Genomic DNA, 12,589 nt, shown 5'->3' on the forward strand with positions numbered 1-12,589 from the left:
TGCCCAGGCCCTTGAGGGTCTGCATGGCGCCGTGAAAGCTTGGCGAGTCTACCGCGACGATGTCGCCGGGTTGGCACACGGCGCGCACGCTGGCCGACAACGCCTCCTGGCAACCGGTGGTGATCACCAGGTCGGCGGCGCTCAGGCTGCAGCCGGAGTCGAGCATCAGCCGCGCCACCTGTTCGCGCAGCGCCTCGGTACCGGCGATGGTGTCGTAGTACAGGCCGGGCATGTCCTGGCGCCGGCTCAGCTGTGCCAGGCTGCGCAGCAGCGGCTTGAGGGTCGGGCTGTCGACGTCGGGCATGCCGCGGCCCAGTTGCACCACGTCCTTGCGCGGCACGCTGCGGATCAGCTCGAACACCTGCTCCCACTGGCCGATGTCCACCGGGCGCTGCGCCGGGCGGCTGACGTCGGGCAACGCAGGCAAGGGCCGGTGGTCGGGCACAAAGTAACCGGACTTGGGCCGTGGCGCGGCCAGGCCGTGGTCTTCCAGCACCCGATAGGCCTGCTGCACGGTGCTCAGGCTCACGCCATGCTCGACGCTCAGGGCGCGCACCGACGGCAGTCGGTCGCCGGGGCGGTACAGGCCCTGTTCGATGCGGGCACCGATCAGCTCGGCAAGGTTGACGTAGAGGGTCATGGCGTACTCCTGGGCGTGCAGTTGATACTCAACCGGTACAGATTGGCCAAAAATACAGCATTCAGAGGCAAAATCGCGTGGTCTGTATGGAAATAATACTGGGCGATTGAATCTGTAATGGTCAGGCCGGCTCACGCATCATTTCTACACGGTTTACCCACCCTGGAGGAATGACGAGATGAACGGCTCAAGCGACGTATGCCTGCAACTGCGCGCCGACGGTGAGGCGCCGCCGCACAACGCGCCCGCAGGCCTGAGCGGCTGGGGCCTGATGATGCGGCGCCGGCGTTCACGGCAGGAACTGCTGGCGCTGGATGCCGACCAGTTGCGCGATATCGGCCTGACCCGCGAGCAGGCGCTGGTGGAAGGGCACAGGCCGTTCTGGAAACCCTAGGCCAGCGCCTTGAGGCGGTGCCACAGCATGCCCAGCGCCAGCAGTGGCGAACGCAGGTGCTTGCCACCCGGAAAGGTGATGTGCGGCACCTGGGCGAACAGGTCGAAGCGGCCACTGTGCTGGCCGCTGATCGCCTCGCCCAGCAGCCGGCCGGCCAGGTGCGTGGCATTCAGCCCGTGGCCGGCGTAGGCCTGGGCGTAGTACACGTTCGGCTGGTCGCGCAGGCGGCCGATCTGCGGCAGGCGGTTGGCGCCGATGCCGATCATGCCGCCCCACTGGTACTCGATGCGCACATCGGCCAGTTGCGGGAACACCTTGAGCATCTTGGGCCGCATGTACGCGCCGATGTCCTGCGGGTCGCGGCCGGAGTAGTGGCAGGCGCCACCGAACAGCAGGCGGTGGTCGGCCGAGAGGCGATAGTAGTCCACGGTCACCTGCTGGTCGCACACCGCCATGTTCTGCGGCAGCAGTTCCTGGGCCAGCGTCGCGCTCAGCGGCTCGGTGGCGATGACGTAGCTGCCGGCCGGCAGCACCTTGCCGCCCAGCTCGCGGTCCAGGTCATTGAGGTAGGCATTGCAGCACAGCACCAGCGTGCTGGCGCGCACCGAACCCTTGGCCGTGTGCACGCGCACCTGCGGGCCATGCTCGATGCGTGTGACCTGCGAGTGTTCGAACAGACGCACGCCCAGTTGCCGGGCCACCTCGGCTTCGCCCAGCGCCAGGTTCAGCGGGTGCAGGTGCCCAGAGCCCATGTCGACCAGGCCACCGGCATAGCGTTTCGAACCCACCACCGTGTGCATCTGCTCGGGCGGCACCAGACGCAGCTCATGGGCGTAGCCCAGCGCGTGCAGTTCTTCTATGTCATCGCTGAAGCCCTGGTATTCGCGCGGCTTGTTGGCCAGGTCGCAGTAGCCCCAGGTCAGGTCGCAGTCGATGGCATGCCGCTCGATGCGCTGGCGCACGATGTCCACGGCCTCCAGCCCCATCAGCTTGAGGCTGTGCACGCCCTCGCTGCCGATCACCGACGTGAACTGGTCCAGGCCGTGGCCGACCCCGCGAATCAGTTGCCCGCCATTGCGCCCGCTGGCGCCCCAGCCGATCTTGTGGGCCTCCAGCAGCACCACGCTGAGGCCGCGTTCGGCCAGCTCGATGGCGGTATTGAGCCCCGAGAAGCCACCGCCCACCACGCACACATCACAGCTCGTCTCGCCGTGCAGCGGCGGATAGACCGGTTGCCCAGCGCTGTGGGCGGCGTAGTAGGAAGTGGTATGCACGTTGGGAGAATTCCTGGTCGAGGCTGTGTGGAAAATTTGACACAGCATAGGCGGTGCTTTCACCGGCAGGCAACCGTGGGGCAAAATGCCGCTTCAGTCTCCTGCCCCCCGAGCCGTCCATGAGTTGCAACAGCCACAAGATCCGCTTCTTGCGCGAGCAGATCCCGTCGTTCGCCTGCGTGCCGGGCTGCCATGACTGCTGCGGCCCGGTCACCACCTCCAGCGAAGAGATGGCGCGCCTGCCGCGCAAGACCCAGGCCGAGCAGGAGGCTGCGCTGGGCGAACTCAACTGTGTGCACCTGGGGCCCGAGGGCTGCACCGTGTATGAAGAGCGGCCGCTGATCTGCCGCCTGTTCGGCACCACGCCGCGCCTGCCATGCCCCAACGGCCGTGCCCCGGTCGAGATGATCGACCCGCAGGCCGAGCGCCTGGTGCACCAGTACATCGCCAGCACACGCCAGGTACTGGTCTGAGCCTCAGTCCGGAATCGGCAGGTTGAGGCTTTCCTTCACTTCCTCCATCACGATGTAGCTCTTCGATTCGCGCACGTGCGGCAGCTTGAGCAGGATGTCGCCCAGCAGCTTGCGGTACGAGGCCATCTCGGAAATCCGCGCCTTCACCAGGTAGTCGAAATCGCCCGACACCAGGTGACATTCCAGTACATGCGGCAGCTTGAGCACGGCGCGGCGAAACTCCTCGAAGGTGTCCCCCGACTTGTAGTCCAGGCTGATCTCGACGAATACCAGCAGGCTGCCCTTCAGGTGCTGCGGGTTGAGCCGGGCGTTGTAGCCCATGATGATCCCTTCGCGCTCCAGGCGCCGCACACGCTCGGTGCAGGGGGTGGTCGACAGGCCGACTTTCTCGCCCAGTTCGGTGAACGAAATGCGCCCGTCGGTCTGCAGGATGCGCAGGATGTTGCGGTCGATCTTGTCCAGTTCACGTTTGCTTTGATGCTGGGTTCTCATAGTGGATGCCCCTCCGTAAAAGCCGACCCTGCCGAGAATTCTCGCCAAATATAGGCTTTTATATAGTGAAAAGCACTGCCTCTACCTTCCTATACTGCGCCCATCCATGCCTTACACAACAAATGTCTGCGGTGCGCCGCTTCGAGGGATAACAACATGCGAGTTCTGGTACTTGGTAGCGGCGTGATCGGCACCGCCAGTGCCTACTATCTGGCCCGGCAAGGTTTTGAAGTGGTAGTGGTCGATCGCCAGCCGGCGGTGGCCATGGAAACCAGCTTTGCCAACGCCGGCCAGGTCTCGCCCGGTTATGCCTCGCCGTGGGCTGCGCCCGGCGTGCCGCTCAAGGCCATCAAGTGGCTGCTCGAGCGCCACGCGCCGCTGGCCATCAAGGCCACCGCGACGTCGATCAGTACCTGTGGATGGCGCAGATGCTGCGTAACTGCACGGCCAACCGCTATGCGGTGAACAAGGAGCGCATGGTGCGCCTGTCCGAGTACAGCCGCGACTGCCTCGACGAGCTGCGCGCCGAAACCGGCATCGCCTACGAAGGCCGTACCCTGGGCACCACCCAGCTGTTCCGCACCCAGGCGCAACTGGACAACGCGGCCAAGGACATCGCCGTGCTGGAGCAGTCCGGGGTGCCTTACGAGCTGCTCGACCGCGCCGGCATTGCCCGCGTCGAACCGGCCCTGGCCAACGTCACCGACATCCTGGCTGGCGCCCTGCGCCTGCCCAACGACCAGACCGGCGACTGCCAGTTGTTCACCACGCGCCTGGCGGAGATGGCACGCAACCTCGGCGTGGAGTTCCGCTTCGGGCAGAACATCGAGCGCCTCGACCATGCCGGCGACCGCGTCAACGGCGTGTGGATCGACGGCAAGCTGGAAACAGCCGACCGCTACGTGCTGGCGCTGGGCAGCTACTCGCCGCAGTTGCTCAAGCCGCTGGGTATCCGCGCACCGGTGTACCCGCTCAAGGGCTACTCGCTGACCGTACCGATCACCGACCCGGCCATGGCGCCCACCTCGACCATTCTGGACGAGACCTACAAGGTCGCGATCACCCGTTTCGACAACCGTATCCGCGTGGGTGGCATGGCCGAGATCGCCGGTTTCGACCTGTCGCTCAACCCGCGTCGGCGTGAAACGCTGGAGATGATCGTCAACGACCTTTATCCTCGCGGCGGTGACCTGAGCCAGGCCAGCTTCTGGACCGGCCTGCGCCCGACCACCCCGGACGGCACGCCGATCGTGGGCGCGACCACGTTGCGCAACCTGTTCCTGAACACCGGTCACGGCACCCTCGGCTGGACCATGGCCTGCGGCTCCGGTCGCTTGCTGGCTGACCTGATGGCGCGCAAAAAGCCGCAGATCAGCGCCGAGGGCCTCGATATTTCCCGTTATGCAAACAGTCAGGAGACCGCCAAGCATGTCAGTCCAGCGCCAGCTCACCAATGAGCGCATGAGCCAGATCGTCACCCACAACGGCACCGTATACCTGTCGGGCCAGGTGGGTGACGACATGAATGCCGACGTCGGCCAGCAAACCCGCGAGACGCTGGCCAACATCGAGCGGCTGCTGGACCTGGCGGGCACCGACAAAAGCCGTGTGCTGTCGGCGACCATCTACCTCAAAGACATCGACGCGCAGTTCCAGGCCATGAACGCCGTGTGGGACCAGTGGCTGCCCAAGGGCAGCGCCCCGGCCCGCGCCACCGTGCAGGCCAAGCTGTGCGAGCCGGAGATCCTGGTCGAGATTTCGATCGTCGCCGCGCTGCCGTAACCCATTGATCCTCAACCAGACTGCCAGAAGGCTGCCGTCATGCGTCCCGCCCGTGCCCTGATCGACCTCCAAGCGCTGCGCCACAACTACCAACTCGCCCGTGAGCTGAGCGGGGCCAAGGCGCTGGCCGTGATCAAGGCCGACGCCTACGGGCACGGTGCGCTGCGCTGCGCCCAGGCGCTGGAGGGCGAGGCCGACGGTTTCGCGGTGGCCTGCATCGAGGAAGCGCTGCAACTGCGCGCGGCAGGCATCAAGGCGCCGGTGCTGCTGCTGGAAGGGTTTTTCGAAGCCGGCGAGCTGGCGCTGATCGCCGAGCAGGACCTGTGGTGCGTGGTGCATTCGCTGTGGCAACTGGAAGCCATCGAGCAGGCGACGCTGACGCGGCCGATCACGGTGTGGCTCAAGCTCGACAGCGGCATGCACCGCGTCGGCCTGCACCCCAAGGACTACCAGGGCGCCTATCAGCGCCTGCTGGCCAGCGGCAAGGTCACGCGCATCGTGCTGATGAGCCACTTTGCCCGCGCCGACGAGCTCGACAGCCCGGCCAGCAACGCGCAGGTGGCGGTGTTCGACGCGGCGCGCCAGGGCCTCAGCGCCGAGATCAGCCTGCGCAACTCGCCAGCCGTGCTCGGCTGGCCACAGGTGCCAAGTGACTGGGTACGTCCGGGCATCATGCTGTATGGCGCCACGCCTTTCGAGGTCGCCCAGGCCCAGGCGCAGCGCCTGCAGCCGGTGATGACCCTGGAATCCAGAGTGATCAGTGTGCGTGAGCTACCCGCCGGCGAGCCGGTGGGTTACGGCGCGACGTTCGTCAGCCCGCGGCCCACCCGCGTCGGCGTGGTCGCCATGGGCTATGCCGATGGTTATCCGCGCCTGGCGCCGACCGGCACCCCGGTGCTGGTGGCCGGCAAGCGCAGCCAACTGATCGGCCGGGTGTCGATGGACATGCTGTGCATCGACCTCACCGACGTGCCCGAGGCCGGCCTGGGCAGCCCGGTGGAGTTGTGGGGTAAGCACGTGCTGGCCAGCGACGTGGCGATACAGGCCGGCACCATCCCCTACCAGATCTTCTGCAACCTGCGTCGGGTGCCGCTGGTCTACAGCGGCGGTTGAGGCGCCAAAGCCGACAGGGCGCGGGTCGAAGTGTTGTAAATACTGAACGCTGTTGCGATGATATCGTTCAATTTCGACCCCACTTGTTCGTTTAGGAGGGCCTCAGCCTTGGACGTCGGTGAACGACTGCAAGCCATTCGCAAGCTCAAGGGCCTGTCTCAACGAGAACTGGCCAAGCGTGCGGGTGTGACCAACAGCACCATCTCGATGATCGAGAAGAACAGCGTGAGCCCGTCGATCAGCTCGCTGCGCAAAGTGCTGGGCGGTATTCCGATGTCGATGGTGGAGTTCTTCTCCGAAGAGCTGCAGCCCGAAAACCCTACCCAGATCGTCTACAAGGCCAGCGAGCTGATCGACATCTCCGATGGCGCGGTCACCATGAAACTGGTCGGCAAGGCCCACCCCAGCCGTGCGATCGCGTTTCTCAACGAGGTCTACCCACCGGGCGCCGACACCGGTGAAGAGATGCTCACCCACGACGGTGAAGAGACCGGCATCCTGCTCGAAGGGCGCCTTGAACTGGTGGTGGGGCTGGAAACTTTCATCCTTGAGGCGGGCGACAGCTACTATTTCGAGAGCACCAAGCCACATCGATTCCGCAATCCCTACGATGAGCCTGCCCGGCTGATCAGTGCGGCAACCCCGGCCAACTTCTAGGGCCGACGAGCCCGGTGCGCGGCGCGGCTGATTGTCGCGGCTAAACCCCTTTATTCTCTAGGGTTGTTTCGGTGAGGCAGGGTTCCCGTTATACTTGCGCGGCCTGCGAAACCGTGGCCGCGGGCGTGACTAGCCACCATGAGGGTGTACGCGTGAATCTAATCAAGACAATGCTGGCCGTACCAGCAGCGGTAGTGGCCCTATGGGCTGTCAGTGTTCAAGCTGCGACCAACGACGACATCGCCAAGCGGCTGGAGCCGGTCGGGCAGGTGTGTGTGCAGGGGCAGGAATGCAAGGGCATGGAAGTGGTCGCCTCTGCCGGCGGCGGCGGTGCCAAGACCCCCGATGAGATCATCGCCAAGCATTGCAACGCGTGCCACGGCAGCGGCTTGCTGAATGCACCCAAGATCGGCGATACCGCCGCCTGGAAAGAACGCGCCGACCACCAGGGTGGCCTGGACGGCATTCTTGCCAAGGCGATCACCGGCATCAATGCCATGCCGCCCAAAGGTACCTGTGCCGATTGCTCCGATGACGACCTCAAGGGCGCCATCAAGAAGATGTCCGGCCTCTAGAGCGCCCGACGCTTCACCCACAAGGCCCGCCACGTGCGGGCTTTGTCGTGTCTGGCGCTGGCCAATGCAGCAAACCCGCGCCATGCTCGGTCCAACCCTGGAGTCATGCATGCCACAGGAGGCCCAGATGGCGCAGCGCTGTTCGATCGAGATCGCCGTGGACGAGGTGCTGGCGCGCCTGCCGGCACATATCCACATGGGCCTGCCGCTGGGCCTGGGCAAGCCCAACCGCTTCGTCAACGCGCTGTATGCGCGGGTACGCGAGCTGCCCGAGCGCCGCCTGACGATCTATACCGCGCTCAGCCTGGGCCGGCCAGACCTGGGTGACGGCCTGCAGCGGCGCTTTCTCGAACCCTTCGTGGCGCGGGTGTTCGCCGATTGCCTCGAACTCGATTACCTGCACGACCTGCGGCGTGACCAGTTGCCGGCCAATGTCCGCGTCGAGCAGTTCTTCATGCAGCCGGGCAGCCTGCTGCACAGCCACATGGCGCAGCAGGACTACGTCAGCAGCAACTACAGCCACGCGGCGCGCGACATCAATACCAAGGGCCTGAACCTGGTGGCGCAGCTGGTTGCCGACTCACCTGAGCGGCCCGACCGGCTGAGCCTGAGCTGCAACCCCGACATCACCCTCGACCTGCTGCCGATGATCGCGCGCGCCGCGCGGCTGGCGAGACCATCCTGATGCTGGGCCAGGTGCACACCGAGCTGCCCTACATGCCGGGCGACGCGGAGCTGGCCTGCAGTGCCTTCGACCTGTTGATCGATGCCGCCGAAACCACCCGGTTGTTCTCCACGCCCAACATGCCGGTGACCACCCAGGACCATTTCATCGGCGTGCACGCCAGCACCCTGGTGCGCGATGGCGGCACCCTGCAGATCGGCATCGGTGCCATGGGCGACGCGCTGGCGGCGGCGCTGCTCGCACGCCAGGCCGATGCGCCGGAGTATCAGGCCTTGCTCGCCGACCTGGACCTGGCGCCGTGGCAGGCGCTGATTGAACGCGAAGGCGGCACTGCGCCGTTTGCCCAGGGGCTGTACGGTTGCAGCGAAATGTTCGTCAACGGGCTGTTGGCGCTGGTGGAGGCGGGCATCGTACGTCGTTCGGTGGGCGCTGGGGTGCTGGTGCATGGCGGGTTTTTCCTGGGACCGCAGGCGTTCTACCAGCGGTTGCGCGAAATGTCGCTGGCGCAGCGCAAATGCTTTGCCATGAGCGCCATCAGCTACATCAACGAGCTGTACGGCGACGAGGCGCTCAAGCGCGAGCAGCGTCGCGATGCGCGCTTCATCAACACGGTGTTCAGCATGACCCTGATGGGCGCCGGGGTAGCCGACCAGCTCGAGGATGGGCGGGTGCTGAGCGGGGTCGGCGGGCAATACAACTTCGTCGCCCAGGGCCATGCACTGGAAGGTGGGCGCTCTGTCCTGGTGCTGCGCAGCTGGCGCGAGGCGGGAGGGCTGGTGAGTTCCAACCTGTTGTGGACGTATGGGCATTGCACCATCCCGCGGCATTTGCGCGACATCGTGGTGACCGAGTACGGCATCGCCGACCTGCGTGGGCAGACCGATGCCGAGGTGATTGCGCGGTTGTTGGCGATCAGCGACTCGCGGTTCCAGGGCGAGCTGATGGCGCAGGCGAAAAAGGCCGGCAAGCTGGCGCAGGATTTCGTGCTGGATGTGCGCTTTACCGAGAATACGCCCGAGCGACTGGACGCGTTGCGTGCGCGGCATGCGCGCTTGTTTGCCGAGTACCCGCTGGGCAGCGATTTCACGGCCGAAGAGAAGGACCTGTTGCGCGCGCTGAACTGGCTCAAGAGCAAGTTCAAGTTGAGCGAGGTGCTGGAGCTGGGCAAGGCGGCACTGGATGCGCCGGGCCCCGAGGCGTATCGCGCGCATGTGCTGCGCATGGGGCTGGATGAACCGGATGGGCTGAAGGAGGAGCTGTATCAGCGGCTGTTGCTGGCGGGGTTGCAGGCGACGGCGTCCGCTTGAAACCGCTTTCGCTGGCAAGCCAGCTCCCACAGGTACAGTGCAGATCTCGAGATCACTGATTACCCTGTGGGAGCTGGCTTGCCAGCGAAGAGGCCCGTGCGGTCTTACTCGATGAAGCTGACCACACCGCCTTCCAGCGACTTCACCCGCGCCAGCGACTCAACGCGGTAGCCCTGGCTGTCCAGCTCGGCCCGCCCGCCCTGGAACGACTTCTCGATCACGATACCCAGCCCGGCCACGGTCGCGCCGGCCTGCTTGATGATCGAGATCAGCGCCTGCGACGCCTTGCCGTTGGCCAGGAAGTCGTCGATCACCAGCACGCGGTCGCTGCTGTTCAGGTGCCGCGGCGAAATCGCCACGGTGTTCTCGGTCTGCTTGGTGAACGAGTACACCGACGCCACCAGCAGGTTCTCGGTCAGGGTCAGCGACTGGTGCTTGCGGGCGAAAATCACCGGCACGCCCAGCTTCAAACCGGTCATCACCGCCGGGGCAATGCCCGAGGCTTCGATGGTGACGATCTTGGTCACGCCCGCATCCGCGAACCGACGGGCGAACTCGTCGCCAATCAGTTGCATCAGCGCAGGGTCGATCTGATGGTTGAGAAACGCATCGACTTTGAGAACCTGATCGGAAAGCACGATGCCTTCTTCGCGAATCTTCTGGTGCAGTGCTTCCACTGGTGTAATTCCTCGATGTAGCCAAAAGGCCCCGGCAGCACGCCAGGGCAAAGGTGGATTGTCTCTAGCGTTTGAGCATGGCGCGGATATCGGCCAGGGCCGTGTTGCCGCGCACCGCTTTGACTTCCGTGGGTGTATCGTCCATGCCTTCCCAGGCCAGGTCGTCATCGGGCAGTTCATCGAGGAAGCGGCTGGGCGCGCAATCGATGATCTCGCCGTACTGCTTGCGCTTGGCGGCGAAGGTAAAGGCCAGGGTCTGGCGCGCGCGGGTGATGCCCACGTAGGCCAGGCGGCGCTCTTCTTCGATGGTGTCGGCCTCGATGCTGGAACGGTGCGGGAGGATTTCCTCCTCCATGCCCATGATGAACACGTAGGGGAACTCCAGGCCCTTGGACGCATGCAGGGTCATCATCTGCACGCCTTCGGCGCGTCTTCCTCTTCCTGCTGACGCTCGAGCATGTCGCGCAACACCAGCTTGCCGATGGCCTCCTCGATGGTCATACCGCCTTCTTCGTCCTTTTCGAGGGTGTTCTTCAACGCCTCGATCAGGAACCAGACGTTGCCCATGCGAAAGTCGGCGGCCTTGTCACTGGAACTGTTGGTGCGGATCCAGTTTTCGTAGTCGATGTCGGTCACCATGCTGCGCAGCGCGGCGATCGGGTCTTCCAGCGCGACCTGCTCGCGCACCCCGTCCATCCAGCGCTTGAAGCGCTGCAGGCGGTCGGTGAAGCGGCTGTCCAGGTGCTCGCCCAGGCCCAGCTCTTCGCTGGCGGCGTACATCGACACCTTGCGTTCGGTGGCGTAGTTACCGAGCTTTTCCAGGGTGGTGGAGCCGATTTCGCGGCGCGGCACGTTGATCACGCGCAGGTAGGCGTTGTCGTCGTCCGGGTTCACCAGCAGGCGGAAGTAGGCCATCAGGTCTTTTACTTCCTGGCGGCCGAAGAAGCTGTTGCCGCCCGACAGCCGGTACGGGATCTGGTGATGCTGCAGCTTCAGCTCGATCAGCTTGGCCTGGTAGTTGCCGCGGTAGAGGATGGCGAAATCGCTGTACGGGCGGTCGGTGCGCAGGTGCAGGCTGAGGATCTCCATGGCCACGCGCTCGGCCTCGGCCTCCTCGTTCTTGCAGCGGATCACGCGGATCTCGTCGCCGTGGCCCATCTCGCTCCACAGCTGCTTTTCGAATGCATGCGGGTTGTTCGAGATCAGCACGTTGGCACAACGCAGGATACGGCTGGTGGAGCGGTAGTTCTGCTCGAGCATCACCACCTTGAGCGACGGGTAGTCGTCCTTGAGCAGCATCAGGTTCTCGGGCCGTGCGCCGCGCCAGGCGTAGATCGACTGGTCGTCGTCGCCGACCACGGTGAACTGGTTGCGCGTGCCGATCAGCATCTTCACCAGCAGGTACTGGCTGGCGTTGGTGTCCTGGTACTCGTCCACCAGTAGGTAGCGCACCTTGTTCTGCCACTTCTCGAGGACATCGGCGTTGTCCTGGAACAGTTTGACCGGCAGCAGGATCAGGTCGTCGAAGTCCACCGCGTTGAACGCCTTGAGCGTGCGCTGGTAGTGCGCATAGACGATGGCGGCGGTCTGCTCCTTGGGGTTGCGCGAGTTTTCGAGCGCCTCGGGGGGCAGGATCAGGTCGTTCTTCCAGGCGCCGATCATGTTCTTGATCTCGTCGACGCCGTCGTCCCCGGAGTACTCCTTCTGCATGATGTCGGTCATCAGGGCCTTGACGTCGGTTTCGTCGAAGATCGAGAAACCCGGCTTGAAGCCCAGCCGTTCATGCTCCTTGCGAATGATGTTCAAGCCAAGGTTGTGGAAGGTCGATACCGTCAGGCCGCGCCCCTCGCCACCGCGCAGCAGGGTGCCGACCCGCTCCTTCATCTCGCGCGCGGCCTTGTTGGTAAAGGTCATGGCGACGATGTACTGGGCACGGATGCCGCAGTTCTGGATGAGGTGGGCGATCTTGCGCGTGATCACGCTGGTCTTGCCGGAGCCAGCACCGGCGAGCACCAAAAGAGGGCCGCCGACGTAGCTCACGGCTTCTTGTTGCCGGGGGTTGAGTCGGGACATGACGTTAACCGGGGGTCGCTGAAAAATAGCCGGGCATTTTAGCAGGCGCAGAGCAATTGTGCCGCGACCGTCTGACAGTGTGACGCAACACGCGATCTTAATTTGCCGGTTTTGATACTTTCCCGCAGGATGCGTGGCGAAATGCTGCGGGAACGCGACGAAGGAATGTCACGAGTTAAAGTGAAAACCATTTACATTTAATGGTTTAGGATCAAGCATCCCGTTCTTAATCGTCATTGACTGCGTTCTCGTGCTAAGGAGCCAGCTTGTCTACGCTTGTCGAACCGTTGCGTTTGCTCCTGCTGGCCGAGGGCCCGCAATGGGCTGCGGCCCTTGGAGAGTGCCTGCCATTGTTGGCCAATGGCGCCGTGCTGGTGACTGCACCGAGCTGGGAGTCGGTCGACAGCCTGTTTGCGCGTGACCGCAATGCCCTGGTACTGGCCACCC

General features: G+C 64.5%; 12 protein-coding genes and 3 pseudogenes. 10 read left to right on the forward strand and 5 right to left on the reverse strand.

Going from position 1 to position 12,589, the window contains the following annotated elements; all coding sequences use genetic code 11:
• A partial coding sequence (locus tag G3436_RS04670; RefSeq protein WP_163941835.1) for an aminotransferase class I/II-fold pyridoxal phosphate-dependent enzyme occupies positions 1–640 on the reverse strand: 640 nt, incomplete at its 3' end.
• 178 nt (positions 641–818) lie between these two features.
• Here G3436_RS04670 and G3436_RS04675 point away from each other — a divergent pair.
• Positions 819–1,034: a DUF1127 domain-containing protein gene (locus G3436_RS04675; RefSeq protein ID WP_163941838.1), complete on the forward strand. Its 216-nt coding sequence runs from the start codon at positions 819–821 to the stop codon at positions 1,032–1,034.
• Here G3436_RS04675 and G3436_RS04680 read toward each other — a convergent pair.
• Complete coding sequence (locus tag G3436_RS04680; protein ID WP_163941841.1) at positions 1,031–2,356, reverse strand: NAD(P)/FAD-dependent oxidoreductase; 1,326 nt, start codon at positions 2,354–2,356, stop codon at positions 1,031–1,033. The genes G3436_RS04675 and G3436_RS04680 overlap by 4 nt on opposite strands.
• 71 nt (positions 2,357–2,427) lie before the next feature.
• Between G3436_RS04680 and G3436_RS04685 the strand changes: the two genes are divergently transcribed.
• Positions 2,428–2,781: a YkgJ family cysteine cluster protein gene (locus G3436_RS04685; RefSeq protein ID WP_163941845.1), complete on the forward strand. Its 354-nt coding sequence runs from the start codon at positions 2,428–2,430 to the stop codon at positions 2,779–2,781.
• A gap of 3 nt (positions 2,782–2,784) precedes the next feature.
• Here the strand turns inward: G3436_RS04685 and dadR are convergent, their stop codons facing one another.
• Positions 2,785–3,273, reverse strand: a complete 489-nt coding sequence (gene dadR, locus G3436_RS04690; RefSeq protein WP_042121505.1) for a transcriptional regulator DadR — start codon at positions 3,271–3,273, stop codon at positions 2,785–2,787.
• 156 nt (positions 3,274–3,429) lie between these two features.
• Here dadR and G3436_RS27330 point away from each other — a divergent pair, with 156 nt between their 5' ends.
• From G3436_RS27330 to G3436_RS04720, 7 genes and pseudogenes are all read left to right on the forward strand, one after another.
• Positions 3,430–3,738: an FAD-dependent oxidoreductase gene (locus G3436_RS27330; protein ID WP_243667011.1), complete on the forward strand. Its 309-nt coding sequence runs from the start codon at positions 3,430–3,432 to the stop codon at positions 3,736–3,738.
• The gene (locus G3436_RS04695; RefSeq protein WP_338001204.1) at positions 3,627–4,730 is read left to right on the forward strand and encodes a D-amino acid dehydrogenase; all 1,104 of its coding nucleotides are present in this window, start codon (positions 3,627–3,629) and stop codon (positions 4,728–4,730) included. Before G3436_RS27330 ends, G3436_RS04695 begins: the two co-directional genes overlap by 112 nt.
• Entirely contained in the window at positions 4,702–5,055 is a 354-nt protein-coding gene (locus G3436_RS04700; RefSeq protein ID WP_163941848.1) for a RidA family protein, read from the forward strand. Before G3436_RS04695 ends, G3436_RS04700 begins: the two co-directional genes overlap by 29 nt.
• A 39-nt stretch (positions 5,056–5,094) precedes the next feature.
• Positions 5,095–6,168, forward strand: coding sequence for an alanine racemase (gene alr, locus G3436_RS04705; RefSeq protein ID WP_163941850.1), 1,074 nt, complete (start codon positions 5,095–5,097; stop codon positions 6,166–6,168).
• Positions 6,169–6,276: 108 nt separating this feature from the next.
• Complete coding sequence (locus tag G3436_RS04710; RefSeq protein WP_163941853.1) at positions 6,277–6,825, forward strand: cupin domain-containing protein; 549 nt, start codon at positions 6,277–6,279, stop codon at positions 6,823–6,825.
• Between the two features lie 170 nt (positions 6,826–6,995).
• The gene (locus tag G3436_RS04715; protein WP_163941869.1) at positions 6,996–7,400 is read left to right on the forward strand and encodes a c-type cytochrome; all 405 of its coding nucleotides are present in this window, start codon (positions 6,996–6,998) and stop codon (positions 7,398–7,400) included.
• A gap of 127 nt (positions 7,401–7,527) precedes the next feature.
• Positions 7,528–9,392: pseudogene (locus tag G3436_RS04720) on the forward strand (acetyl-CoA hydrolase/transferase C-terminal domain-containing protein).
• Between the two features lie 104 nt (positions 9,393–9,496).
• On the opposite strand, the gene G3436_RS04725 reads toward G3436_RS04720, so the two are convergent.
• Together G3436_RS04725 and rep are read right to left on the reverse strand one after the other, a co-directional pair.
• Positions 9,497–10,069, reverse strand: a complete 573-nt coding sequence (locus G3436_RS04725; RefSeq protein WP_163941856.1) for a xanthine phosphoribosyltransferase — start codon at positions 10,067–10,069, stop codon at positions 9,497–9,499.
• Between the two features lie 64 nt (positions 10,070–10,133).
• Positions 10,134–12,142 (reverse strand): annotated as a pseudogene (gene rep / locus G3436_RS04730) (DNA helicase Rep).
• Positions 12,143–12,408: 266 nt separating this feature from the next.
• Between rep and G3436_RS04735 the strand changes: the two are divergent.
• A pseudogene (locus tag G3436_RS04735) lies at positions 12,409–12,589 on the forward strand (GGDEF-domain containing protein); the annotation flags it as partial.

Origin of the sequence: Pseudomonas brassicae, assembly GCF_010671725.1 — a bacterium.
GTDB classification, from domain to species: domain Bacteria; phylum Pseudomonadota; class Gammaproteobacteria; order Pseudomonadales; family Pseudomonadaceae; genus Aquipseudomonas; species Aquipseudomonas brassicae.